General features: G+C 36.2%; 28 protein-coding genes. 7 read left to right on the plus strand and 21 right to left on the minus strand.

Features of this window, described 5'->3' with window-relative positions:
• Positions 1-57: 57 nt before the first annotated feature.
• A complete protein-coding gene (locus tag HR057_RS08030; RefSeq protein WP_173730919.1) occupies positions 58-303 on the minus strand; it encodes a hypothetical protein in 246 nt (81 codons plus the stop codon).
• A 144-nt stretch (positions 304-447) separates the two neighbouring features.
• Here HR057_RS08030 and HR057_RS08035 point away from each other — a divergent pair, with 144 nt between their 5' ends.
• Positions 448-666, plus strand: a complete 219-nt coding sequence (locus HR057_RS08035; protein WP_173730920.1) for a helix-turn-helix domain-containing protein — start codon at positions 448-450, stop codon at positions 664-666.
• Between the two features lie 1,002 nt (positions 667-1,668).
• On the opposite strand, the gene HR057_RS08040 is transcribed toward HR057_RS08035, so the two are convergent.
• The 3 genes from HR057_RS08040 to HR057_RS08050 all read right to left on the minus strand — a co-directional run bounded on the left by HR057_RS08040 (position 1,669) and on the right by HR057_RS08050 (position 4,273).
• Positions 1,669-2,406: a helix-turn-helix domain-containing protein gene (locus HR057_RS08040; protein WP_329955852.1), complete on the minus strand. Its 738-nt coding sequence runs from the start codon at positions 2,404-2,406 to the stop codon at positions 1,669-1,671.
• A gap of 263 nt (positions 2,407-2,669) precedes the next feature.
• Positions 2,670-3,695, minus strand: a complete 1,026-nt coding sequence (locus HR057_RS08045; protein WP_173730922.1) for a tyrosine-type recombinase/integrase — start codon at positions 3,693-3,695, stop codon at positions 2,670-2,672.
• Positions 3,696-3,916: 221 nt separating this feature from the next.
• On the minus strand, positions 3,917-4,273 hold the full coding sequence (locus HR057_RS08050; protein WP_173730923.1) for a HesB/IscA family protein: 357 nt from the start codon (positions 4,271-4,273) through the stop codon (positions 3,917-3,919).
• 387 nt (positions 4,274-4,660) lie between these two features.
• On the opposite strand from HR057_RS08050, the gene HR057_RS08055 reads away from it, so the two are divergent.
• On the plus strand, positions 4,661-5,356 hold the full coding sequence (locus HR057_RS08055) for a DUF2225 domain-containing protein (RefSeq protein ID WP_173730924.1): 696 nt from the start codon (positions 4,661-4,663) through the stop codon (positions 5,354-5,356).
• Between the two features lie 28 nt (positions 5,357-5,384).
• On the opposite strand, the gene HR057_RS08060 is transcribed toward HR057_RS08055, so the two are convergent.
• Both HR057_RS08060 and HR057_RS08065 read right to left on the minus strand, forming a co-directional pair.
• On the minus strand, positions 5,385-5,624 hold the full coding sequence (locus HR057_RS08060) for a YuzB family protein (RefSeq protein ID WP_173730925.1): 240 nt from the start codon (positions 5,622-5,624) through the stop codon (positions 5,385-5,387).
• Positions 5,625-5,651: 27 nt separating this feature from the next.
• Complete coding sequence (locus tag HR057_RS08065) at positions 5,652-5,969, minus strand: YuzD family protein (protein WP_173730926.1); 318 nt, start codon at positions 5,967-5,969, stop codon at positions 5,652-5,654.
• Between the two features lie 192 nt (positions 5,970-6,161).
• Between HR057_RS08065 and HR057_RS08070 the strand changes: the two genes are divergently transcribed.
• Positions 6,162-6,398: a NifU family protein gene (locus HR057_RS08070; RefSeq protein WP_173730927.1), complete on the plus strand. Its 237-nt coding sequence runs from the start codon at positions 6,162-6,164 to the stop codon at positions 6,396-6,398.
• A 295-nt stretch (positions 6,399-6,693) separates the two neighbouring features.
• Here the strand turns inward: HR057_RS08070 and HR057_RS08075 are convergent, their stop codons facing one another.
• The 6 genes from HR057_RS08075 to yutH form a co-directional block, all read right to left on the minus strand.
• Positions 6,694-6,966, minus strand: a complete 273-nt coding sequence (locus HR057_RS08075) for a hypothetical protein (RefSeq protein ID WP_173730928.1) — start codon at positions 6,964-6,966, stop codon at positions 6,694-6,696.
• Positions 6,967-7,036: 70 nt separating this feature from the next.
• Complete coding sequence (locus HR057_RS08080) at positions 7,037-7,879, minus strand: formate/nitrite transporter family protein (RefSeq protein WP_173730929.1); 843 nt, start codon at positions 7,877-7,879, stop codon at positions 7,037-7,039.
• Between the two features lie 60 nt (positions 7,880-7,939).
• Complete coding sequence (locus HR057_RS08085) at positions 7,940-9,541, minus strand: nitrite/sulfite reductase (protein WP_173730930.1); 1,602 nt, start codon at positions 9,539-9,541, stop codon at positions 7,940-7,942.
• 333 nt (positions 9,542-9,874) lie between these two features.
• Positions 9,875-10,789 (minus strand): homoserine kinase, encoded by a 915-nt coding sequence (thrB, locus tag HR057_RS08090; RefSeq protein WP_173730931.1) that lies wholly within the window; start codon positions 10,787-10,789, stop codon positions 9,875-9,877.
• On the minus strand, positions 10,789-12,093 hold the full coding sequence (locus HR057_RS08095) for a homoserine dehydrogenase (RefSeq protein ID WP_173730932.1): 1,305 nt from the start codon (positions 12,091-12,093) through the stop codon (positions 10,789-10,791). Before HR057_RS08095 ends, thrB begins: the two co-directional genes overlap by 1 nt.
• A 166-nt stretch (positions 12,094-12,259) precedes the next feature.
• Positions 12,260-13,273 carry a spore coat putative kinase YutH gene (yutH, locus tag HR057_RS08100; protein ID WP_173730933.1) on the minus strand — a complete coding sequence of 338 codons (1,014 nt, stop codon included), beginning with the start codon at positions 13,271-13,273 and terminating at the stop codon, positions 12,260-12,262.
• A 166-nt stretch (positions 13,274-13,439) separates the two neighbouring features.
• Between yutH and HR057_RS08105 the strand changes: the two genes are divergently transcribed.
• Complete coding sequence (locus tag HR057_RS08105; protein WP_173730934.1) at positions 13,440-13,940, plus strand: phosphatidylglycerophosphatase A family protein; 501 nt, start codon at positions 13,440-13,442, stop codon at positions 13,938-13,940.
• Between the two features lie 98 nt (positions 13,941-14,038).
• On the opposite strand, the gene HR057_RS08110 is transcribed toward HR057_RS08105, so the two are convergent.
• The 4 genes from HR057_RS08110 to HR057_RS08125 all read right to left on the minus strand — a co-directional run bounded on the left by HR057_RS08110 (position 14,039) and on the right by HR057_RS08125 (position 17,301).
• A complete protein-coding gene (locus HR057_RS08110) occupies positions 14,039-14,809 on the minus strand; it encodes a TIGR01457 family HAD-type hydrolase (protein ID WP_173730935.1) in 771 nt (256 codons plus the stop codon).
• A 21-nt stretch (positions 14,810-14,830) separates the two neighbouring features.
• Entirely contained in the window at positions 14,831-15,469 is a 639-nt protein-coding gene (locus HR057_RS08115; protein ID WP_230474391.1) for a helix-turn-helix transcriptional regulator, read from the minus strand.
• 81 nt (positions 15,470-15,550) lie between these two features.
• On the minus strand, positions 15,551-15,988 hold the full coding sequence (hepT, locus tag HR057_RS08120) for a type VII toxin-antitoxin system HepT family RNase toxin (protein ID WP_173730936.1): 438 nt from the start codon (positions 15,986-15,988) through the stop codon (positions 15,551-15,553).
• 47 nt (positions 15,989-16,035) lie between these two features.
• Positions 16,036-17,301 carry an EAL domain-containing protein gene (locus HR057_RS08125; RefSeq protein ID WP_173730937.1) on the minus strand — a complete coding sequence of 422 codons (1,266 nt, stop codon included), beginning with the start codon at positions 17,299-17,301 and terminating at the stop codon, positions 16,036-16,038.
• Positions 17,302-17,492: 191 nt separating this feature from the next.
• Between HR057_RS08125 and HR057_RS08130 the strand changes: the two genes are divergently transcribed.
• Together HR057_RS08130 and HR057_RS08135 are read left to right on the plus strand one after the other, a co-directional pair.
• The gene (locus HR057_RS08130) at positions 17,493-17,765 is read left to right on the plus strand and encodes a DUF3055 domain-containing protein (protein WP_173730951.1); all 273 of its coding nucleotides are present in this window, start codon (positions 17,493-17,495) and stop codon (positions 17,763-17,765) included.
• A gap of 127 nt (positions 17,766-17,892) precedes the next feature.
• Complete coding sequence (locus tag HR057_RS08135; protein ID WP_173730952.1) at positions 17,893-18,129, plus strand: cytosolic protein; 237 nt, start codon at positions 17,893-17,895, stop codon at positions 18,127-18,129.
• Between the two features lie 425 nt (positions 18,130-18,554).
• Here the strand turns inward: HR057_RS08135 and HR057_RS08140 are convergent, their stop codons facing one another.
• Positions 18,555-18,827, minus strand: coding sequence for a YutD family protein (locus HR057_RS08140; RefSeq protein ID WP_173730938.1), 273 nt, complete (start codon positions 18,825-18,827; stop codon positions 18,555-18,557).
• A 46-nt stretch (positions 18,828-18,873) separates the two neighbouring features.
• Positions 18,874-19,773 (minus strand): lipoyl synthase, encoded by a 900-nt coding sequence (lipA, locus tag HR057_RS08145; protein ID WP_173730939.1) that lies wholly within the window; start codon positions 19,771-19,773, stop codon positions 18,874-18,876.
• 194 nt (positions 19,774-19,967) lie between these two features.
• Here lipA and HR057_RS08150 point away from each other — a divergent pair, with 194 nt between their 5' ends.
• Entirely contained in the window at positions 19,968-20,963 is a 996-nt protein-coding gene (locus HR057_RS08150) for a M23 family metallopeptidase (RefSeq protein ID WP_374724422.1), read from the plus strand.
• Between the two features lie 326 nt (positions 20,964-21,289).
• Here the strand turns inward: HR057_RS08150 and yunB are convergent, their stop codons facing one another.
• From yunB to HR057_RS08165, 3 genes are all read right to left on the minus strand, one after another.
• A complete protein-coding gene (yunB, locus tag HR057_RS08155) occupies positions 21,290-22,030 on the minus strand; it encodes a sporulation protein YunB (protein ID WP_230474393.1) in 741 nt (246 codons plus the stop codon).
• Positions 22,031-22,269: 239 nt separating this feature from the next.
• A complete protein-coding gene (locus HR057_RS08160) occupies positions 22,270-22,572 on the minus strand; it encodes a YunC family protein (protein ID WP_173730941.1) in 303 nt (100 codons plus the stop codon).
• 69 nt (positions 22,573-22,641) lie between these two features.
• Entirely contained in the window at positions 22,642-23,454 is an 813-nt protein-coding gene (locus HR057_RS08165) for a sulfite exporter TauE/SafE family protein (RefSeq protein ID WP_173730942.1), read from the minus strand.
• Between the last annotated feature and the right edge of the window lie 1,330 nt (positions 23,455-24,784).

Genomic DNA, 24,784 nt, shown 5'->3' on the forward strand with positions numbered 1-24,784 from the left:
GATAATAGCTGCCGCGAATCTTAACGTAAGCACGGCCGCGAATATAACGTCCGTAAATCATTTCAAACAACCTCCATTCCACGCGACTTCATTGATCGGGTCTAATTCTTCGAGCGCTATTTTCGTTTTTTCGTACATGTCGCGGATACCTTCGTTGTCGTCCTTATGCCAGTTATGCTCTTCCATCCATTCCTTGTAATGTCGTAACGCCATTCGAATAGTCGCCCATTCTTCGATGTCTGCTAACTCGATATAGGCTTTTTGATATCCTTTTAGGTTGTCACGTTTTACGTGGATTTTCATTTTTAATGCCTCCTTACAAATTACATATGTGTAATTTATTTAATTACATATTACATAACTGTAATTCGTAAGTCAATATAGTTTGACGAAAAAATTTCGAATGTGTAATATGTAAGAAAAAGGAATACGAAGGGGATTGGAGAAATGGCACGTTATAAAGTAACGCCTAGACTTAATAAAATATTGGAAGAACGCGGTTGGAAACAGAAAGACCTTGCAGCTAAAGCAGGTACAACAGAAGCAACGATAAGTAGATTTGACCGACAAAATAGATATGATATTGAAACTTTAGTAATCATTAGTCGTGCGTTAGGATTAAGTATCGAGGATTTATTTATTATTGAAGAAAATAACGAGGAATAAGCGCTTGGATACGTTCCCAGCGCTTTTTTATTTCTACCGGTATTTATTACGTTCTTATTTTTCTTCTTGCTCTTCTAACTTTTTAATAACTTTTAGGTCATTGTGTACTGTTCCAACGGAAATACCTTCGTTTTTAGCTAATATCTCGTTAATTCTACCCGAATCACTTTGTACCAAGTTTGGTACAATGTCATTTCTTTGACCTTGCCTTTCTTTAGCTTTTATTCTCTCACTTACTTCATAGCGATTAAGGACGATACAACCTTTTTGACCTTTCGTTAAATCATCACGATTTAGCTTGGTTTCCGAAATGTAGTCCGTTCTAATCTAACCCTCCAGTGTTAAAAAATATTGCGTATATTTTTTACCCCCGAGTATGAAAAACAATTCGCGAATTTTAAATACACCTGTTGAGGGAGTATTAAAGGTCGGCTTGGGGGTATGCCGTTCTCTATAAAACCGATTGTATACACCTTGCATAAATATTCTAGATTATTACGTAAAATATTATTATTACGAATTAATATAAAATAAAAACGTTGATATACCGCGGTTTATTTAGTTCGAAAATAATGTCAATATACACGTTTTTATACATCGTTGATATGACGCGGTTTATCGGCTATATGCGATCACTACCTCGTTAATAAAATTGCATAAAGTTATATTCGTATTTAACGCCCAACCCTAGAGTTTTTAAGCCGTCTGTCCGCTTGGACGTTGCAGCAGATGTAATCGATACTATTACGATACCAATGCGATAAATACTCGATACATACCGTTATAACGTCTTTAAACGTTGGAAATACCGTTAATTGTAAACTATCGTTATACAGTTATTTCCAGCTATTAGACGATACTCAAACGTTTCTACCGTTCTATACGATACTTACTGATAATAAAGATAGTAGGCGGCTATGCCGACTACAAGGCGTTAGCCTTTATAACGTTAGTATATCGTAATAACCGATAATAACCGCTAATACTCGGTCATAACCGACATTAACTGACGTAATAATGACCGCCGTTATCTCGTAAAAACTCGAAAAACATATAGTCTATTTTTCGATTGATAACACCCCAAAAATATGCGATTGGTTTCGTTTTTATACGTTTCTTCCTCCATTTGGCGACAGTTTGCCTAAACGATTCCATACCGAGATTTAATACGTCATTATCCGTTAATTCGTATATATCACGAATATGATATGCACTTATCCGAACCATTCGCCAGTATTCTTCGATTGTAGCTGCATCGTTAAAGAACGCTCCTACTAATTGTTTAAACGGCTCCGGTACATAATCGCTAGTAAACGATTTATCTAGCTTGATAGATTCGATATTATCGTTATCCACACGCTCTATACGTTTATTTATATTATTTGTTTTAATAGAATTGAATTTGTTTTCGTGTGACATATTTGCGCTATTATCGGTGGCCTCTTGTGTGACAGTTTCCGTCGTCTGCAATTCTTCTATCGGCTGGATAACGATAGCATTACTCGTTTGTTTCATATCGCTGCTTCGTTTCATTTCGTACTGCTTAACGATACCTAACGATTCTAATAATTGACATACTCGTATTACAGTACGGCGGCTTACTCCTACTATTTCCGCTATTGTATTCTTAGCTAGGAATGACACGCCGGTATACTTCGCTGAATAACGATGTAATACGTCTAATACCTTTACTGCTGTATTCGTTAATTGATCGGCATATTGGCGCTTATAATGACGCACGGCGTTATTTAATTGATTAATATCGGTGAATGTCGCTAGATTGCGATACGTTTCCTCACTTGCGATTATTTCGATTTTTCTCCTTGCCATTTCGTTCTCCTCCGATTAGAAGAACGCCGTTGCCCGTTATAATATCGAATATATGTTCTATTTTATGTATAGACGAATACAAATTGACGAATCGTCTTTTTTTCGATATTATAAAGTTACTTATGGGATTTGTGGGCGTTTGACCATTGGCGCGGTCGGCGTCCTTTTCTTTTTTATCTACGTTTATTTCTCAATTTCAATAATGGTGAATAATTATCGTGACTTTCTCGCATTTCTTTTAAATCCATTTGTATATACCGCCTCATAGTGCGTATATCCGCCCATCCTCCGATTTTTTGAAGCGTGAACGGATCGCAGCCGTTAAGTATCATATTTTTTGCCCATGTATGCCTATATACATGGGCAGTTACCTTCTTACCGGTAATCCCTGCTTTTTCTGCGTAATATTTCAATCGTTTATTAAAATGATTTGCGCCTAAAGGTTCCCCGTAAGACGATAAGAATATTCGATCGGTTTTAAAGTGTGTCTGGTTCTCGTTGATTAATTGCAATAACAATTTAACTACATAAGCAGAAATAGGCACTAATCTAGGCTTACGATTCTTATTTACTTCCCCAGATAATGTAATAAATCTCGTTTGAAAGTCTATATCTCCGACACGTAAATTTAGTAGTTCATTAATTCGAAGGCCGGAATCTAACATTAAATTTATAGCGACAAAATCACGATACCCTACATAATCCTTTTGATCGGGTTGTCTTAATATCTCTTTGATCTCGTCGTCCGTTAAACAATTTGTCAAGTCGATATCCTGGCGTATTAGTTTAATTTTCGCCATTGGGTTTACTTCAATGAATTCCTCGCGTTCTAGGTAATTAAACATAGACCGCAGGCAGCGAAGATTAATATTAATCGTTGTATCAGATAGACCTATCGGTTGTTGTTCGTATTTGATGTATTTATGACCGTCGTATTTACGCTTATCGTATTTCATGTAATGGATATAATTTCGAAATACATCTGCTGTTAGTTGGTCAACAGTTTCAATATCTTCGTAATTTTCCTCTAGCCATTTCGTAAAATAACCAAACATTTTAACGTAGTCTTTTAACGTTCTTTCACGTACTCCCTCTGCTTTTTTACCGGCAATAACTAAATCAAGTGCCTGTTTAAGTGTTAACTTCGGGTAAATACTTTTTGGATGACTTATTCGTTTTACTCGCTTTTTTAAGGCCAAAACAAAAACGACCTCCTTAACGATAAAATTTTACTTTTACCGCTAAAAAGGTCGTAATTAACAATCCATATAAGCGAAAATTAAGGTTGTTATTATACACGTCAGTACTTGTGGCCGCCCCTATTTTTACACGTTATCCGCAACCCTCGCATCCAGTTAACGATTAGATAACAGAAAATAATATCACGGTCAAAATATCGCTAAAAACGTTGATATATCGGTCAGCATTCCTCAGGAGTTCCCGCATTTTTAGCTGTTCGGAAAGAAGATCCGCAGCCACAAGTGGCAATCGCATTCGGGTTATCAATGGTGAAACCGCCGCCCATCATGTTTTGTATATAATCAATTTTTACCCCATCTAATAGAGGTGCGTCATCTTTATTGACTAAAATTTTTATTTGATGCTCTTCAATAAGCAAATCATTATCAGATTTTTCTTCTTCAAAACCCATTCTATAAGATAAACCGCTGCAACCTCCGCCAGTAACCCCAATACGTAAATAACTGTTTTCTTTCCCTTCTTCTTTCATCATATGAAAAATTTGCTGAGCACAAGCTTCCGTAATCGTCAAATTCATCGTATTGCCTCCTTAATCGTATTGGCTTGCTTTAAGTATACTAATTTTTAACAATGACTACAAAATAAGTTGCTTAATCATCATCTCAATTTATATGATTATATGATGTATGAGAAAATAACGTACATGTTTAAAAAGCAGGACGATTGCCGATAATATATTTATCCCCCGTTTCTCTTTAACTGGAAAACACTGCAAAGGCATTCATTCGGTCTTTTGCAGTGTTTTTCATTTCTCCTCATTTTTTAAAGAATTAAAAATGAAAATAAATTTAAGAAAGTTACCATGTTTTTCATTTATACCCTCTTTTTTATTTGCTGAACGTCCATTAAAATATTACTAAGACATAAGTCTCAATTTCACTTTAATCAATAGGGGAGAAACAACATGACGGAGGTCAAAATACCACCTTTATATGATAAAAAGGAAACATGCCCGCTTTGCCAAACTGCTTTTACTACTAAAAAAATCCGCACCCGTTTTATAAAGCTTGAACATACAGATACTGACTTTTGTCCTACATATAAAGATGAAACAATCAGCCCGCTCCTTTACTTTGTAAAAGTTTGTCCATCATGCGGATACTCTTATACAGATCATTTTTCTCCCTATTTTGCTGAAGGTACAAAAGAAACTCTCCTACAATCTGTATCTGCAAAATGGGTTCCACAAAATTTCGGAGAAGAAAGAACGATTCCCAAAGCGATTCAAACCTATAAACTAGCACTATACTGTGCTAGCTTAAAGAAAGAGAGAGCTATTGTCATCGCAAATTTACTGCTTAGACTTACATGGCTTTACCGAAAAATAAACAATGGTGAAGAAGAAAAACGTTTTATGATGTTGGCATTGGATTATTTAAATGCCGCATATGCGGATGCTAATTATGGCAATTCTAATTTGACTGAAATCCACGTTTTATATTTAATTGGTGAATATCATAAACGATTGGGGCATTACGAAGAGGCAATCTCTACTTTCGCAAAAGTCGTTGACATGAAAAATAGGGTGCTTGATACAAAAATTATTAATTTTGCCCGTGAGCAATGGTACGCAACAAGGAATGCTATGAAGCAAGCATAAAACAGCCGGCAATAATTGCCGGCAATTTTTAAAACATTGGGTTTTCATCCAAGTATTTATAAATATTTTCTACTAATTCATCAGGTGTTTTTCCTGAAACAAATTCACCATTAACTAAAGCAAATAATGTATGGGCACATTTTCCACAATAGCTTAAACAGCCATATTCAATAATATCTAGATTCGGATCTTTTTCCAGTTTTTCTCTTGCTTTTTGAGCACCATTTGCTAAATTGCTAATACAAAATTCAATAAGTGGGTTAATCATATATGTTACATCATTCCTTTTCTACATTTAACTTGGTGTATATCCGAGCTCTTCCATGCTCTTAAAAATTGTTTTTAGCTGTGGATTTCCTTCCCCGACAAGATCACCGTTTATGACGACAGCCGGATAGAAAATCTTTCCTTCCCGAATGGATTCAATGTAAGAATCTGTATGAGAACATTTTTCGATATCGATATATTCAATAGTAAATGGCTGATTCGGATATTTTCTTTCCAAAGCTGCTTTTAGCCATTCATAAGTTTCCTTCGATGACGGAGAATGTACACAGCTAGGGCACGGATAATCGCTTCCATAAACAACGATGTTGGCTTTTTTTTGATCCATTTTTTTTTCTCTCCTTACTGATTTTCGCCTTATAAGCAAATTAAATTAGGAGGCTTGTTACAATTGTACACCATGAACGTCATTTTAAAAAAATTTTTCGCTCACTGGAAAATTATTTGAAATCCAAGTTGTTTGAATAGATTTTTATGAAGCTACCAATTATAATAGGGAGGTAAGAAAGGAGCGATATTAATGAGCAATAAAGATATATTTCAACAAGTTGAGGAAGTAATTAATAAGCTTCGTCCATTCTTGCAACGTGACGGCGGCGATTGTGAACTTGTAGATGTTGAAGACGGCGTAGTCAAGTTGCGTTTAATGGGAGCATGCGGCAGCTGCCCTAGTTCGACTATTACGTTAAAAGCAGGAATCGAACGTGCTCTTATCGAAGAAGTACCAGGTATCGTAGAAGTAGAACAAGTATTTTAATGAAAAGCAAAAGAGCCCTTTTGCATCGCTTCATTTACGCAAAAAATCTTATGACAAAAGGAGCTCTTTATCGGATATGTGAAATAGATGCAGAAATTACGTTCGATCATGTTAATGTAAATTTGACATTCACTTGATTTTTTTCGTGAACTTTAAAAGTTCCAATTAAAATTCGGAATTGTGGCAATTTGCTACAAAATCCCAAAAAAGGGCGAATTGGAAAACTGATCGTTTTCTAATTTCGCTCTTTTTTTATAACTTTTAGATTTTTCGAATTCGGTTTACAGCAATGAATTCAATCCATTTCCTCCATTTTAGAATAATGATATGTAAGCAAAAATTTTGTTAATTTTTCTTTACTCATTAAGCCAACCGTTAATAACTCAACACGGCTGTACATTTGATATGCACCGCATTTTTTGAAAATACTATACTCCATCAACCCATCGGAACTTTTGAAAACATTGACTAACAAGCTTCCTAATTCAAAATATTGACAAGGAATCTCTGGATTGTTGATCATTGGGGCAACCATCTCTTTAATGCTTTTCTCCTTCACATGGTTCACTATAATTCCTCCTAAAATGATTTTTAAACAAAAAAATGCCCAGCCGAGCATTTTCTACTTAATTTAAATCTTAGAAGGACACTTTCTTTAATCTTTCATGCACCTCTTGTGGTTGTTCTTTTTTCTTAGCTGAAATTTTATGAATGAAGTATAGAGCTAAACCTGTAAATAAAAATCCGCTGACTAAATTTCCGATAGTTACGGGGATCTGATTCCATAACCACCAATCGATGATCGTTACATCTGCACCTAATAAGATTCCTGTTGGAATTACAAACATATTAACAACAGCGTGTTCAAAACCTTGTCCGAAGAAAGTCGTTATAGGCAACCACATCGCAATGATTTTTCCAGCAGTGCTTTTAGATACCATTGCAAGTACGGCCCCCAATGTTACCATCCAGTTACAAAGCATCGCTTTAATAAATACTATTAATAAACCATCAGCCCCCATGGTAGCATACCCATTCGTTTTAACGTCTGCAACAGCTATAATTTTTTGTGTTAAAGGATTTTCAAATGTTTGACCAAAATTTGTTATTGATACGTATATCATCAAACCGTAGATGATGCCACCAATGATATGGCCAATAATAACCCAAAAAAAGTTGCGTAACATTTCTGAAACGGTTGCTTTTTTCTCCATAACCGCAAGTGGGATTAATGCAAAACTGCCTGTGACCAATTCTAATCCAAGAAGAATAATCATTACAAAACCAACAGGGAATATGATAGCCCCAAGCATTCCAATTTTCGTTTGCAACTCGAATGTAAAAGCTAATGTTGTCGCAAAACCTAATAAAGCAGCTCCTAAAAATCCTCTTACCAATAATTGATGAACAGGTAATTTTGCTTTTTTCGCACCTGCTTCAACCATACTTTCAACAACGTCGGACGGATTTACATAATCCATACGATCACTCCCTGTTTACTATGATTTTAAAATATAATAATCTCCCTACCATCGTCTGACCTATCGTTCGTGAATCATAGGTGCAAATTCATTTAAAGAACCTTTAATTTCTCCTACACGAATACACCATTCACGAAATGTCTCATACTTATATTTTTGTGAAACAAAGCGTTTAATAACTTCCGCAAGTAGTGGACCCGCTTCCTCGAATGGAACACGCGACTTCCATAATTCATTAAAACCACCATATAAGCCGAATTCAGCTCCTAAGTAAATATCTGCCGCCTCAACAAATTTGCCGTCAACTTTAATTTTTTTACCGATAATGCCAATTTGGCCAGTATGAGGATTTCCGCAAGAATTTGGACAACCGGAAGCATGAATCGTTAAACCGCCTGTTGCTTTCATTACCTCAGCCCCAACATGTTCATCTAAATAAGCAGCCAACTCCTTTGAACGATCTTTCGTTTCTATTAATGCATTCGGGCAAAAAGTTTTTCCTGTACAAGCAATCAATCCTCTAGTAAATGGACTAGGATTGATGGATAGTTCTGATAACAATGGTTCGCTCTTAAATTCTAGCAATCTCTCTTTAGGGATATTTGGGATAATCACATTTTGATCCGTTGTTAAACGTATCTCACCTGTTCCATACTCTTTTGCGATTCTTATTAGTTCACGTACTTGTGATAAATATAGACGACCTGTTAATACATTTAATCCGGCATACACATATTTTGGATTATGTTGTGGATGGATCCCAATATGGTCGTTATGACGATGTGGATGAGTACGTGCCAGGCCACCTCTTTTCAATTTGAATGAAAGAACACTTTGTAGTTTTTCACGGAATTTATCTAATCCCCATTCATCAATTATAAATTTTAAGCGGGCTCTATTTCTCTTTTCACGATTTCCATATTCGGTATATAGATCTAAAATACGTAAACAAACTTCTTTCACTTCTTCTTTTCTAACGAAGGCATCTAAAAATAACGAACGCTGTGTACCCCATGGACCTAATCCGCCACCGACCCAAACATGGAAACCAATTTCACCCTTTCTTTCAGCAGGTGTAAAAGCAATATCATTAATTTCTGCATGTGTACAATCATCATGGCAGCCGATAATTGTAATGTTTAACTTCCGCGGGAGATTTGTATACTTCCAATTTCCAACAAACGCATCATTAACTTCTTTAACCAATTCACGTGTATCCATTACCTCATCAGCACTTAAACCAGCAACTGGGCAAGTCGTTACGCCGCGGATATTATCATGGCCTGTTTGCAGCGTTGTTAACCCCACTCGATTTAACTGTTCAATGATGGGTGGAACATCTTCTATCTTAATCCAACGCAATTGCACTTGTTGCCGGGTAGTAATGTCTATAATATCTCGCCCATATTTTTCTGTTATATTCGCAAGTGCTTCTAACTGTGAAGTGGTAAACTTGCCGCTTTCTAATATACCTCCCGGAACACGGACACGAATCATAAAATAACCTGGAGTAGGTTTTCTATAAAATACACCATAGAATCTCAATAAATGAAGATCTTCATCAGGAATTTCCCCCAAACCTTCACGTCCGTAATGTTTTATTTTCTTCCATATTTCCTCAAAGCTTGCATTTGATTTGATTTCCTCAATTTTTGTTGCCATGATCCAATCCCCCTAAAAAAAATAAATATTCTGTCAATTGATTTAACACTATCCTAACAGTGTTTTCAAAAAATGTTAAATACCTTGTAAGAAAATATGACATAGTTTTTTAGACAAAAAAAAGAGCTGCATAGATTTCACTTCTTTCGGTGCCGAGGATAACAAAATTAAGGAAGTGATATTTGCATGCTGCCAAAACATAAAAAAAAATTGCCATATATTTAGCAATAGCTAAATATAGGCAATCTTATTACTTTTGGTCATTGTAAGAAATCCTTTAGATAGGGGACGTGTTATTCTTTCCAGCCTTACAGGTCCCTTCTGGCTGCTTTTTTACATATCAACCATACATTTCGATTCGATAGCTAGGCCTTCATGATCAACTTTTAATATTTCGATCCTCGCTTCCGTAAACCTTTCTTGAAGCTTTTTCTGAATGGTTGTACCTTTTCCTTTCGGGGCAAAACAAATAATTGTAGGTCCTGCACCGCTCAATGCCACACCATAGGCTCCAAGTTCATCTGCCAATGCATACACCATTTCCAATTCCGGCACGAGTTTTCCACGGTATGGCTGGTGGAATAAATCTTTCGCCATCATTTTCCCCGCTAATTCCCAATTGTCTGTTAATAAGGCGGCAACAAGGACATTGCTAATGCCGCTAGCAAGAACCGCTTGTTTATACTCCATTTGTTCCGGTAACACGCTGCGGGCGACTTTCGTTTCAAGTTCATAATTTGGAATATAAACAATGATGTCAATGTCAGGATAACCACCGTGCACCATATCTGTACCATCTTCACGATGGCTTCCAATGATCAAGCCGCCATATAAAGAAGCAGCAACATTATCTAAATGACCTTCAATATTGCTTGCCCGCCTCAATTTTTCTTCTGATGATAAATGAAGCTCAAGCAATTGATTAGCAAGTTCAATGCCGGCAACAATTGCTGCAGCACTGCTGCCAAGACCTCTTGATAAAGGAATGTCGCTTGATACTTCCACCCTATGCGGAAGCAAGTCCATACCATAATCCTTCGCAACGGATGATGCTACTTTGTAAATTAAATTGTCTTTTCCTTTCGGAAGGCCGGCAAGTTCGCTCACCTTTGGTACGAACAACCATTCATTACTTGGAGTAACGTCCAAAATTAAATAGCGATTAATAGCCATGCCTACCGAGTCGAATCCGGGCCCTAAATTGGCCGTTGAGCCCGGTACAGTTATTCGAAAAGATTTTTTTGACATTATAAAACTTCCTCTCCTTCGACTCGGTAGCTGCTTTTTACTTCATAAACAACATCTAAAGAATTTAATTTTTTCATAATTTCATCATAAGCTTTTTTGCTAGCTTGGTGAGTGATAATTACAATTTCTGCTAAATCACTATCTTTTAATGGAAGTTGTAAAATTTTCTCAAAGCTAACATTATAGTCAGCAAATAAAGATGTAATCGCAGCAAATGCACCTGCTTGATCTTTCACATGAATACGCAAGAAATATTTAGAATAGATTTCTTCATCTGATTTTAACTGCTTCGTAAATTGTGGTGCAGCAAATCGATTGCCATTGACACCTAATCTCATATTTTTCATAACTTCAACGACATCAGAAACAACAGCTGTGGCAGTTGGCAACCGTCCAGCACCTGGTCCATAAAACATCGTTTCGCCTACAGCTTCCCCATATACATAAACAGCATTGAAAACATCATTTACAGATGCCAGTGGATGTGAATTCGGCAACAATGTTGGCTGAACACTTACTTCAACTTTATCTTGTTCATCACGGCTGGCAATACCGATCAATTTCATCGTATAACCAAGGCGTTTGCAATATTCTAAGTCTTCTTCTGTGATGTTGGAAATGCCGGTTACTTTCACATCGTCCAAATCGATCAACATTGAAAATCCTAATGTCGCTAAAATAGCCATTTTTCTAGCAGCATCTAAACCTTCTACGTCTGAAGTTGGATCTGCTTCCGCATACCCTAAAGCTTGCGCTTCTTTTAATACTTCTTCATAAGCGCGGCCTTCTTCTGTCATTTTTGTCAAAATATAATTTGTCGTACCGTTGACAATACCCATTAATTTCAAGATTCGGTCCGATGCAAGTCCTTCTACTAAACTGCGAATAATAGGAATCCCACCAGCGACGCTCGCTTCAAAAAACAAGTCACAGCCATTTTCTGCTGCGATCTGTAAAAGCTCCGCACCATAAACGGCCATTAAATCTTTGTTTGCCGTAACCACATGCTTTTTATTACGTAAAGCTTTAATGACATAGTTTCTTGTTTCTTCAATTCCGCCCATGACTTCAACAACGATATCGATATTTGGATTTTCAATGACCTCATTCGGATCAGTTGTTAATTTGGCAGGGTCTATGTCAATATCCCGCTTCTTATCTAAATTTTTGACAACGATTTTTGTAACTTCAACTGGGCATCCAATTTGATGCATTAATTTATCTTGGTGGCGCTCAACAATTTGAACAACGCCGCTTCCAACTGTTCCTAGTCCTAATAATCCGATAGAAATTGATTTAACCATTCCATTCACCCTTCCTACATGTCTACAATACAAGTACAATTGTATTTACCATACGGACATTATAGTTGGAAATTGCTTTTTATACAAGTAATTTTCACTGATTTATTAAAGAATACAAAAAATACAAAACAATAATTATTTTTTCATTTTAGCATGAAAGCTTATTTCACACCACACAAAGCCAATCGATTTCCGGCAATTTTATCTCTCTTTTCATCCTTAAATATTGGAAAAACGATTGCAAAAACTGTTCATAATCGTCTGCCCTTTTTATAAATTCTATAAATTGGCTAGAATATATAGTTCTCATTTCATCGGAATTTGCATAATAATACCCTTCTACATTTTCGAAAAATGGTAGTGGAAATAGAAGGCGTGCAAACATGAGCTTCCAAGTGGTAAAAGAAATAGGCATGATATTTTCATAATCTTGTAGGAAACCTGTGATCTCTTCCATCATCTTGCTTTTCAAATATTTCGTTCGAATCGATTCAGCAATATCACGTGACGGGTGATCGTAAATAAGTTCAGTTGGTAAAATCACTGAGCTGTTCAAATCGTTTAAACTGTTTTCACCATATTTCAAAAAACAAATAGTGCCCAGGGCAACTTCATTCTGCTTGTCATCCCACATACAATCGACATAATATTGGATTGCATTTTCCGTTAATCCTAGATAATATGGAAAAGTTTCAAAAAAAAGCTCCTCAAACCGATTCGCAGGCCGTTCTTCTGTTTTCTCTTTCCACCACATTTCCATCTGGTCTAAGCGGTTTTGCCAAAGCTCTCTCCACATTCCTAAACGTGTTGCTTGTTGAGGAGGATATGGATAATAAAGACCATGTTTATGAAAACGGGCTAAAAATTCGCCTTCACGAACCTTAAGGTGCTGCCGAATGTTCCAACGTCTTGGAAGTTTTAAAAGAACAACTCGTTCTCCTGCAACACTCCCGACTAACTTATTTGAATTCGTTGGAATAATCTGTGCAAACTGTTCACCCTGGTGAAATTTCATATAATCGCTCATTTGTTTGATTTCTAATATTTCAAGATCTTCTTGATGAGGTACGGGAACAATACAATAAAATTCTCCATTTTCAACAAAAGCGTGAAACGTACGATATGTGGTGTATTGCTGCGGAGTAAATCGGTACTGTTCATATAAATCTCTTTCAATCATCGGCGGTCCCCTTTCTGAATATAATAATAGCCCTGATATCTTTGTATTCATATATGTATGTTTAAGAATCATAAAGTATAAATTACCTATTATCGGAAAAAGTAACAATTATGGAGAACATTAATAATTGTTGAACATAAAATAATAAATAAAGGTGAAATAAGATATGAAGGATGAAAAATATATGGATGCAATTGAAAAAAGAGCAAGACAACTTTTAAAAGAACGAGGAGTAGAATTAGAGGATATCGCTGATTTAGTTTATTATTTACAAAACAAATATCATGAAAATTTAAGAATGGAAGATTGCCTTGAAAATGTGAACCGCGTCTTATCGAAGCGGGAAGTTCAAAATGCCATTATAACAGGTATTGAATTAGATATATTAGCTGAAAAAGGTCTGTTATCCGAACCGCTTTTAACAACGTTATTAAATGATGAAGGGTTATATGGAGTCGATGAAATTATTGCCCTTTCGATCATTAATGTGTACGGATCGATCGGTTTCACGAACTATGGCTATATCGATAAGCAAAAACCTGGTATTTTAGAAAAAATTAATGAAAAGAAAAAAGGCGTTTGCAATACGTTTTTAGATGATATCGTTGGGGCGATTGCTGCAGCAGCATCAAGCCGATTAGCCCACCGTGCCAAAAATGTAGAATAACTTTTAACAAGATGGAAAATGAATTGGAGAAGGGTGCGATAGCTTGTAACTAACCGCACCCTCTTTTTTAATAATTTTCATCTGACTTTGGGGAATCTTTATATGCGGTCTATCCATTCTAGCAATGAATGGACAGAATATGTCGGTTGAACTTTATAGCGGACAAGCATTTCCTTCGTTGTTATCCCTGTATGAACAAGCAAAGTATCAATTCCAGCACGGATCCCTGCTGTAATATCTGTTTCATAATTATCGCCAATCATTAATGTTTCTTCTTTTTTGGCTCCAATCACCTTTAAAGCTTGCTCCATTATGATGGATTCCGGCTTGCCGATAAAAATTGGCTTCACACCGGTAGAAACTGATAAAACAGACGTCAACGCACCATTGCCTGGCAACAGTCCTCTTTCCGTTGGAATGGCAATATCAGCATTCGTTGAAATGAATTTGGCGCCATTTCGAATTCCCAAACAGCCTTTTGCCAATTTCTCGTACGTGATATTCCGATCAATCCCGATGATGACATAGTCAGGATTTTCGTCAACAAACGTAAATTGCTTTTCTTGTAAAGCATGATATAAGCCTTCTTCGCCAATCATATAAATACGCGCTTCTTTATTTTCACTAGCAATATAATTAGAAGCTGCTTGACTAGAAGTAAATACTTGTTCCGGTTTTGCGGGAATATCGAAAGACAGTAATTTGTCAGCAATTTGTTCAGGTGTTCTAGACGAATTATTTGTAACAAACAAATAAGGTAGTTTTTTTTCATGTAAAGCCTTTACAAAATCTACTGCCTCTTCGATTCGCTCTGTACCGCGGTACATCGTCCCATCTAAATCAATTAAATATGCACGATACTTTTGCACGTTTAGACAGCCTTTCACAAACTACTTTTTAATACGATATTGGCATGCTGCATCGCCATCGCTTAAACAAGCAAATCTTTCAATATTGTCAGTGCCAAGTACTTCTTTAAATAATTCTAGTTCTTGATGACAGGCAGCTTTATATTTATTAGCTACAAGGGCAATTGGACAGTTATGCTCAGAAAGCTGAAAGCTTCCATCTTCATTTTTTTCGATTTCAGCCATATAGCCGTTCTCTTTTTGAATACGGGCTAACTCTTCAACCCTTTCTTCAAAAGGCTTATCGTTCAGCTTTTTCTGCAGCGCTTCTTTCATCCGGTTTTTGCGTCTTTCGAAAAGCGTTTCCACCATTTCTTTGCCGCACAGTTCTTCAATATCAGCAATGAAATCGAGAACAAACTTTTTATAGTTGCGTGGGAATAGCTCTTCTCCAGCCTCAGAAAGTTGATAAATGTTTAAAGGCCTTCCCATTGCTTGACGTACTAGAACTGTTTCAACATAGCGGTCTTTTTCTAACGTATTTAAATGCCGCCGAACAGCCATTTCAGTAATTTGCAATTGATTGGCCATTTCGGTAACAGTCATCCGTTTATTCAATTTTAACATTGTTAAGATTTCATCTCTTGTAGATGAACCGTTTCCAGTCATTAAAATCACCATCCTTCCGACTCCCATTATACTTCATATTTCGACATTTCTAAACTTCTGTGATTAATAAATATTGAATATTTTTTTACAATTTTATGATTTAAAAGCATTAACTGGTCCTAACTCATTTTCTAAATAAGTTCGAACCTTTGTTGGATACAGTTCGAGCGATGGCAAATGCTCAGTTAGTGCTTTCAGTAACTCTTCATGATTGATCTCCAAGTAATTTTGGACGAGCACTTTTCGAAAGGCAACGATTTCTTTCAATGATTGTGCATCTTTTTCATCGACTACTTTTTCGTCCAATAAAATATCGATAATATCCTCATAGCTGCCTGGATCCCTCATAATAAAACCATCAATGAGAGCATTACCAACATCTAAAATCGAATCAATAAAAAGATGGGCGATTCGTTCCAAAGCCAGCTTTTCAATTGGTTCATTCCAACTTTTTTGCTTTTTAATATTTTTTATATTATTTTCAATCATATTTAATGTTTGCTCTATTTTATCACGATCTACAAAATACATGTGTTAACCTCCTCACACTTTTGACAATTATCAAAAAAAAATTTAAGTCATAATCGGAACTCATTTATTTGCATATCTGAAGGTTTAGCATAAAAAAACCCTTGAGCAAGATCTACTTTATTTTTCAACAACACTGACGCCTCTTCTTCCGTTTCAATTCCTTCGGCAACAACGAGCGATCGTGTTTCCTTTGCAATGAGCAATAACCCTTTTAGCATCGATTCTTTTACTCGATCTGAATCGATATTTTGAATGACAGAGCGGTCAATTTTTATAATGTCCGGCATGACTTTTGAAATAGTATGCAAACTCGCATAACCGGCGCCAGTATCATCCACGGCTATACGAAACCCTTTTTCCCTAAGCAAGCGGATTGGTGTACAAATATCTTGAACATCATCGATCGATTCTCTTTCGGTCAGTTCAATGACAATTTGTTCAGGGTTCACAAGCGGATATTTTTCAAGAAGGCTGGAAATATCTTCTACAAACTGCAAATTGCCGAGCGAAATCGGCGTCAAGTTGATAAACACTCGATGCCTGCCTCCTAAATCATGCACTTGTTTAAACGCTTTTTCCATCACTAATAGTTCAAGATCGTACAACATATCGGTTTGCCTTGCAATAGTAAACAAATGAATCGGATTTTCATAGGCGGTATGTTCCGGTCCCCTCGTCAGCATCTCATAGGCATAAATATTTCCGCTTGTAAGATCTATAATGGGCTGCGCAAGCAATTTTATATTTTTATTTATTAAAATATTTTGTATGTCATAAAGAAACTCATTGTAAGTCGACTGCAAATGCTTTTCAGCCTCAGCGTAAATTTGCAAGTAGGCGCGATGAATGGCTTCCTTTATGTCATTTTCGTTGTCGCAATCTTTTTCAACAACCATATAACCAATTTGAAAATCAGAAAACTGTAAAGCGGCTGCTTGATTTAATGATAAAGCAATTTCATCTATGTATTGTTCAAATTTAATTAGCGCTTGAATTTCTTTACCAATTTTAACGAGTAAAGCAATTTCATCACTATTATAGTGAAACAGAGAAATGATCATATCATCAGGGATTTTTTCCTGAACAATTTTGACAACCTTTTGTTTTAAAAAGCGATTATATGGATATGCCGTTTTTAAATAAAATAAAACGAAAACGACTTCTTGCCCTTCCTCAAATGCCTTTTTTACAAGAGATGCTTTTGGGTCGCGAACAGTAAAAGACGATGGGAAGAAACGCAATTTTTTTTCTGGATAGACTAATTTTGGAACTTTTTTTGCTTTATTGTAAAAGTATATAAACGGTTTTTTCATTGTAGTAGCACCTAGTTGATTAAATTGTAATTATATTTTAGCACAGGCGCCATTTTTCTCATATTTTTTTTCCAAAAATACGACAGTTTTTTCGTATTTTCAACACAAACGTTAATTTTTTGTTTTTTGTCTTAATCTTCGTGTAAAATAAACAACATGAACATTAGGATCTAGTTTTAGGAGGGATTTTTATTTCGGACTTTTTTTATCTTTATGATGACACTGAAGAAACAAAAATTCGGTATATTAGTTTTATGGGAACAAAACAACGGTTTGATTTAGCGATTATTAAAACCGATCGCTATTATGGGAAAAACATTATTCTTGATGTGCAAAGCCACCGTTTTTCAATTATCGGCCATGATGATTTAGACGAACCTGGTTATCTTGAACATATTTTTCAGCTTGATGAAGAGGATGCAGAAGATCTTCGTACGTTCCTTAGAGGAATTACTTCTGTGTAAAATATTTTTGAATAGAAGTTGTCTACATGAAACCGCCTTTTATAGATCATCCTAATCTATAGGAGGTGGTTTTTTGGCCAAGAGGAAAAATAATGAAGAATATGTAGATTTTTCAACCGTTGAAACGATGAAGAACTTTTTAACTTTTGAAGAGTTTCCTGAAGGACCTTACGGGTCGCCTATTCGAAAAGAGGATCCAGTCGAATTGAAAAGCACACCGTGGGAAGAAGGTCAGCGGACATATAGCAATTTTAACTATGAATTTAAGTCCATGCATCAAGATTTACCTCGTAAGTATCCAGGGGCACACCCTACACATGATGATCCAAATACAAATCATGAACTTCCATATACGTCGCCATAAATTTGAAACTACGTTGGAAGGATTCAGCTTGCGCTTTTTGCCTCTCATCATTCAAATTACTTTTGTAACAATGCCTTTCCTTTACACAAATAAAGGTAGCTTTGATTTTTGGACAGATTGCTCTTGATGCCATCAAGTTGAACGGACGCCTTGCTTTTTGATGGGATTGAGGAAACATGATGGATGAAAGGAATGTAAAGGATCTCGTTGGGATGTAATTTTGTCCCTACCCTAGTGGATGTAAGTCTTGGCATCTATCCACGTTTAGCGGAAAATTAGGCAATTCCCTTTTCTTTGATCCTTTTTAGTCTTTAAGGAAAAAGTATTGTGGCAATGCAATTCCACACGAATTTTAAGATAAAGAAAAACAGCGAATTGGAGAACCAACTGTAATCTCAATTCGCTGTTTTTTTTCGGGATTTTTGTTAACGCTTAACTTTTTTCAAGACGAAATAAGCACAACCGAAGTTGCAATACTCGTATAAATATTCGGCTAAAGAGCTTATTTTGGCGTCCGGTGCAGCCTTTTGATTGGAATCATCAAAAAAACCTTTAAGCCTTAATTGGTTATAGCCCCAATCGCCTACAATAAAATCATATTTATTTAAAATATCGCTGTATCTCGCTTTAAATGCTTCTTCATTAAAGCCGTTGCGGTAATTTTCAACTAACTCATATTTATTGCCATTTATGATCATTCTTTCACCTCTTTACCCAAATTATAGCACAAGTTCGATAGCACAATCATGCTTCTTTTTGAGCACTGTTACTAGCAGCCTCTACTTGTTCATCCGCATGATAAGAGGATCGGACGAGCGGTCCTGATTCGCAATGCTTGAAGCCTTTTTCCATAGCAATTCTCTTTAATTCTTTAAATTCATCAGGATGATAATATTTTTCTACTGGCAAATGTTTTTTCGTTGGCTGTAAATATTGGCCGATTGTTAAAATATCCACATCATGTGCACGCAAATCATCCATCGTCTCGATAATTTCATCAATGGTTTCCCCTAACCCAATCATCATGCTTGATTTCGTCGGGATTTGAGGCTGAAATTTTTTCGCGTTGGCTAGAAATTGCAAAGAACGGTCATATTTTGCTTTTGAACGAACACGGTCTGACAAACGACGGACCGTTTCAATATTATGGTTTAATATATCTGGTTTTGCATCCATTAATATTTTTAAACTTTCTTCATTGCCACCTAAATCAGACGGCAACACTTCGATCGTCGTGAAAGGAGATACTTTCCGAATTTCTTTAATCGTTGCGGCAAAGATGGATGCACCACCATCGAGCAAATCATCGCGGGCAACCGCAGTGATGACAACATGCTTTAAATTCATCGCCCTTACTGAATCAGCAACCCGTTTTGGTTCTTCTAAGTCTGTTTCAGTCGGCAAGCCTGTTTTTACTGCACAAAATCGGCAAGCCCTCGTACAAACATCCCCTAAGATCATAAAAGTTGCTGTTCTTCTATGTCCCCAACATTCATGAATATTCGGACATCTTGCTTCTTCACAGACCGTATGTAATTCTTTCGAGCGCATTAATTTTTTTATGTCTGTATAGTTTTCATTTGTATTTAACTTTATTTTTAGCCATTCAGGTTTTCTTTTAAATTGATGCTCTCTTGTCGCCATGTTATTCACTCCAAACAAAATTAAACTGTACTTTCAATGTACCATACTAATAGCTGTTATTTCTACTGTTCCAACTATGATCAGAGTGATTTGTTAATGCAAATTCCTATTTTTTACGGCATTTTCCAACATGAATTTTCAATTTCTTAGCAAAATAAAAATACGAATTATTTTCGAAAGGGGAATGTCACGTTGTGAAGCAGTCAGCAACCGTCCTTGCGCTGATCTTATTATTATTTACAGAGATTTTTGGACTTAACGAAGCTTCCGCCAATACTAAAACTCCATCAATTAATGATGAAAGAATGGCTCTGTATCGTAAAGTGGAAGCAGTCACTCAAATTCCATGGTATTATTTGGCAGGTATTGACCAATTTGAACGGAGCGTTCGCAGAGCTCGGCGAGATCTTCCAAAAGAAAATGGGCTAATCAGCATTTATTATTCTCCGAGGCAATGGGTGGGCCCGCTTAATCCAAACATAAATGATACGAACCCAAAGTCCATTCATTTTTTTGGAGGAATCGGGCTTGACGGAAATGGTGATGGGAAAGCAGACCGGAATGATGACGAAGATGTATTATATACATTTGCTCATTACATTACCACTTATGGTACGGATAAAAGATATATTAAAATCGCTCTATGGGAATATTATCAACGTGATAAATCGGTTGGAATTATTATGAACAATGCGCGCCTCTTTGAAAAGTATGGTTTAGATATTATCGATAAACATGCATTTCCAATACCTTTGCGTTGGAACTATTCCTATCGAAGCACATGGGGAGATCGCCGTGGATGGGGTGGACTTCGCATTCATGAAGGTACAGATATTTTTGCAGGCTATGGCACCCCTGTCAGGTCAACGAGCTATGGAGTCGTCGAGTTAAAAGGTTGGAATAAATATGGCGGCTGGCGTATCGGCATTCGTGATCTTAACAATAATTATCACTACTATGCACATCTATCTGGTTTTGAAAAAAATTTGAGGCCAGGACAACTTGTTGAAGCTGGACAAGTGATCGGTTATGTTGGCAGCTCAGGATATGGACCGCCTGGAACTTCAGGAAAATTCCCGCCACACTTGCATTATGGCATTTATAAAGATAATGGCATTACCGAATGGTCTTTTGACCCATATCCATCATTGCGCAACTGGGAACGACAAGAACGACAGCGTAAAAAATGAAAATAGAAAAACAGATATGAGATGTACACACAAAAAAAAAACGGCAAGTACCCCCTGCTTTAATTGTTTAAAAGGTTTTACTAAACGATAAGCAGGGGAGAATTTGCCGTCCAAATACGTATTTTACCTTGCCAGTACTACTCGAGATAACTCTGTAAAAATACAAATTACTTTTATTCTAAAATTATTGACGAAAAAAACCCTCGGTACAAATGAGGTGCCCGCTTTAGCGCAAAAACCCTACTTTCAACCGAAGAGGAGTAAAATGAATTCATATTCAATCGTTCAAGGCAATGGAGGAGTTGCCGTTCAAACGTTTAATCTTGTTATGGCAGCGGCGCTTCGATCGATGGCTCTCCGCCCTCGCCAGTATTATAAAAGTATGGCACTTCCCCTTGAATATTTCTAATATCAATTGGAATGTCAGTCGTCACTGTGACCGTGCTTGATTCAAACGGAATGATAACTTGCATATTGACTGTTACATGAATAAACAGCTCAATAAGTACATTATTAATCCCATGTTCCGTTACTTGTTTAATAATATCTGCATTCACATCACCAACCATTGAAAAACGAACAGGTATGACCGGACCTAAATTGGCTAAAAATACGTTTCCTGTTGTTTGTCCGAGCGGAATTTCAGCAATAATCCCTCCACCTTTAAAGCTTTCTATTTCATCTGCCAATGCACTTGACGGAGGGATTTCTCCTTTCTCAATTGCATTTAAATAGTTTTGTACTGTCTGGGTTGCTTCCCAGAGAAAATTACGCATGACGACAGAATTCCAGCCAACCGTTGCAACACGGCCATCTTCCGATTTTTCAATAATCACTAAATCATCGATCTGTGCTTCACTTTCACTAATTTTTTTCCTCAATGCCTCATTGATAGCCAAGGTGCCAAATTGATGGGCTCTAGTCACAGCAATGTTCATTAAAGTAGGTTGAATACCTTTATTAATAATCCATAAACCTTGAAAGGTAAACAACAAAAATATAACTAATGTAATAATAATAACCGTTCGTAAAGGTAAGGGGCCGCGTCTTGGAAAGCGGCGTCTCATAATAGCCAAAAAAATCCCTCCTCAAAAACAATTTATGTTTATGCAGGAAGGACTATTTCACTTTTTCCATTTATTAATTGACATGCTTATAACAAATTGAGGTTAAATAGCTAGTTGTTAGATCATGACCTCAATTTTTACATTGTACAACATTAAAATAGCGCCGAAAAATCGCTTCGGCGCATCATTTTATTTATTACAATCATTGCCCTTCATTTTACACAACGGTTCTAGTTTATTTATAGCATTTTTAACAACGCGTCTTTTCCTTTCATACCAACGTGAATGCCATTTCTTTCGGCTTCAATCGTTACCGATTCTAAAGGTGCCTCAAGCAGCTGTTCAACGTTACGGACACCGACAGCTCTCCCTGCGATAATACCGCGATCTTTTAATTTTTCATTTAAGAGGGCGACATCTAAAGCCCCACACATGATATATCCTTTATCACTCGTCACAGCAATCAAATTTGTTTTTGGCAAAGCAACCGTAATCGCTGTAAAAAGATGGTCATCTATTTTAATCGGTTCGATTTTAATCATCTTCCCCACATCCTTCCAATACCAACGTATGATAAAGGAAGAATTCTGTGTAGGTGATTATCCACGGTTTTACAGAATTAAACGAATACCAATGATAATGAGGATGATTCGTAAAGCGAGTACGACCGATTCAGCTTTCATTCTTTGGTTAATGTATGCACCCACTTTTGCTCCTAACCAAGCTCCTGGTATTAAAGCGATGGCAATTGCCCAGCTTATATTGCCTAGTGAAAAATGCGTATAAGAACTAACAGTTGATGATAAAAAGATTAAAAACATTGAAGTTGCAACAGCAATATGAGGTGGAAAATGAAATAATAAAAGCATCGCTGGCACCATTAAAGAACCGCCGCCAATTCCAAAAATTCCACCTAAAAAACCGACAACAAAAGCGATGGCAACCGCATAGAAAATATTAAACCCATACTTGTACTCATCACCATTTTCAGCAAAGGTGGATCGTTGAATTCTAAACCGGCTTTCTGACGGGGAAATCGGTTTTAACTTTCCTCGAATCATTAAGACAAACGAAATGAAAATGATAAAAATTCCGAAGTAAAGACTAAATTGTTCTGCATTTAAATATTTGTTCGCATAGGCACCAACTATAGACCCCGGAGCACTTCCTATAAAAAAAAGCCACCCGCTTGTATAATCTACTGTTTTCTTTTTCATATATGTCAACGTCGAAGATAAGCCAGTTGCAATAATGGCTAAAAGTGACGTTCCAACAGCAATTTGCGGTGTAATATGGCCGATGAGATTCGTATAATCACTCAGAAACAAAAGGGAAGGCACAATGATAATTCCACCGCCAAGCCCTACTAAACTACCAATAATTCCTGATAACAAACCAACAATAAACAAAACAACCCATTCCACTACCATTCACCACCTTTTTAAACATCTTGCAAGTCCCTAACTTCTACCTTGCTTACTAGTTTGGGAATCTAGTCCCAACTAACTTTCATTCAGTTTATAGGTTCTTTTATTACATCCAGACCTACAACCTGCGGTACTTATTTCAATATAACAGACCTTTTCGGGATTATTCCAGACCAAAAATGAAAATTCGCGGTTTTCTTTCATTTTTCTATACTTTGATACTCTCTTAATTATATTGATAGAAGTTTTTTTCTTAATGATATGATTTGGGAAATTGACGAAAACCCATTGGCTAAACTAATAAAACTTTCATACCAATCTATCGAACTAAACAATAAAATAACCTTTATCAAAAAAATCGGAATTTTTATAAAAATAAATAGTATAATATTCTTTAGAGGTGAAAAAACTTGGAAAAATGTTATAAATGCAATGGTTCATTAGGTAGCCATTATCAAATATTTTATTTAGATCGAAACGGAAATCTAACAAGCGAATCAGAACTGGAAGCTTTTTATAAGCTCCATCCACGTGAGCGCAATTCTTTAAAACTTGATAAGGTATTTGTTTGTGGACTTTGTACCTTTTCTTTCAAACAAAAATAACACCCTCATTCAATGAAAAGAGAGGCTTTTTTAGTGGCTTATAGGTCATTGGATCGAGTTTTTTAATCCACTTATATTGTTACTTCAGAAACACCATAATCACTAGAATTTTCTTAATGCAAATTTCAGCTATTATTATACCTATGTCATCTTTTGTACCAAGGAGCCCCAGTGAAAGGATAGTCCCAAAGATGGAATATTTTTCAGAAATTAGCACATGTCTACTTATATGTTTAAGTAAAAATAATAAAAATTAGTATGAATAATCATAGGAAAATTAAATTATATTGAGGGAGAAAATTCAATTATAACAAAAATTGCTTTGGGTGTAGACACAACTACCTATACAGTTATTTTTATTTTGGCTGCTATTTATGGAATATTTTTAATATTATTTAAAAAGTGTGTATTTTCATTAGCAATAGACAAAACCTAGTTGGATAAACATTTACAATTCTTAACTGAGAGATAAAATTTGGTTAGAGCTAGGCAACAAAAAATCTTGTCTTCTTCACCCTCCAATAGATCCAAACTGGGATCACAGCATTTCTTCCCAATTGAGGTTATTACATTTTCGGTGTCCATCGAAACCGACCGAATGACAAAGGCTAATCGCTCTTAATTGTTCAATCCATCTTAGTTGTTCTAAATTAATATGACCTCTACTGATTTCTGATAGTTCAGTTATTTATCATAAGCAGGTGTTTATTGCAAAATTAAAG

This window comes from Calidifontibacillus erzurumensis, assembly GCF_013303125.1.
In the GTDB taxonomy this organism is placed as follows: Bacteria; Bacillota; Bacilli; order Bacillales; family Bacillaceae_J; genus Calidifontibacillus; species Calidifontibacillus erzurumensis.

Bases quoted from the DNA above. Each gene is read 5' to 3' on its own strand.
- yunB (WP_230474393.1), bottom strand. From the start codon at position 22,030: ATGAGACGCCGCTTTCCAAGACGCGGCCCCTTACCTTTACGAACGGTT.
- HR057_RS08080 (WP_173730929.1), bottom strand. From the start codon at position 7,879: ATGGATTATGTAAATCCGTCCGACGTTGTTGAAAGTATGGTTGAAGCA.
- HR057_RS08160 (WP_173730941.1), bottom strand. From the start codon at position 22,572: ATGATTAAAATCGAACCGATTAAAATAGATGACCATCTTTTTACAGCG.
- HR057_RS08060 (WP_173730925.1), bottom strand. From the start codon at position 5,624: ATGATTAACCCACTTATTGAATTTTGTATTAGCAATTTAGCAAATGGT.
- HR057_RS08050 (WP_173730923.1), bottom strand. From the start codon at position 4,273: ATGAATTTGACGATTACGGAAGCTTGTGCTCAGCAAATTTTTCATATG.
- HR057_RS08030 (WP_173730919.1), bottom strand. From the start codon at position 303: ATGAAAATCCACGTAAAACGTGACAACCTAAAAGGATATCAAAAAGCC.
- HR057_RS08085 (WP_173730930.1), bottom strand. From the start codon at position 9,541: ATGGCAACAAAAATTGAGGAAATCAAATCAAATGCAAGCTTTGAGGAA.
- hepT (WP_173730936.1), bottom strand. From the start codon at position 15,988: ATGTATTTTGTAGATCGTGATAAAATAGAGCAAACATTAAATATGATT.
- HR057_RS08135 (WP_173730952.1), top strand. From the start codon at position 17,893: ATGAAGAACTTTTTAACTTTTGAAGAGTTTCCTGAAGGACCTTACGGG.
- HR057_RS08105 (WP_173730934.1), top strand. From the start codon at position 13,440: ATGAAGGATGAAAAATATATGGATGCAATTGAAAAAAGAGCAAGACAA.
- lipA (WP_173730939.1), bottom strand. From the start codon at position 19,773: ATGGCGACAAGAGAGCATCAATTTAAAAGAAAACCTGAATGGCTAAAA.
- thrB (WP_173730931.1), bottom strand. From the start codon at position 10,789: ATGTCAAAAAAATCTTTTCGAATAACTGTACCGGGCTCAACGGCCAAT.
- HR057_RS08055 (WP_173730924.1), top strand. From the start codon at position 4,661: ATGACGGAGGTCAAAATACCACCTTTATATGATAAAAAGGAAACATGC.
- HR057_RS08095 (WP_173730932.1), bottom strand. From the start codon at position 12,093: ATGGTTAAATCAATTTCTATCGGATTATTAGGACTAGGAACAGTTGGA.
- HR057_RS08035 (WP_173730920.1), top strand. From the start codon at position 448: ATGGCACGTTATAAAGTAACGCCTAGACTTAATAAAATATTGGAAGAA.
- yutH (WP_173730933.1), bottom strand. From the start codon at position 13,273: ATGATTGAAAGAGATTTATATGAACAGTACCGATTTACTCCGCAGCAA.
- HR057_RS08065 (WP_173730926.1), bottom strand. From the start codon at position 5,969: ATGGATCAAAAAAAAGCCAACATCGTTGTTTATGGAAGCGATTATCCG.
- HR057_RS08140 (WP_173730938.1), bottom strand. From the start codon at position 18,827: ATGATCATAAATGGCAATAAATATGAGTTAGTTGAAAATTACCGCAAC.
- HR057_RS08070 (WP_173730927.1), top strand. From the start codon at position 6,162: ATGAGCAATAAAGATATATTTCAACAAGTTGAGGAAGTAATTAATAAG.
- HR057_RS08125 (WP_173730937.1), bottom strand. From the start codon at position 17,301: ATGAAAAAACCGTTTATATACTTTTACAATAAAGCAAAAAAAGTTCCA.
- HR057_RS08115 (WP_230474391.1), bottom strand. From the start codon at position 15,469: ATGGTGATTTTAATGACTGGAAACGGTTCATCTACAAGAGATGAAATC.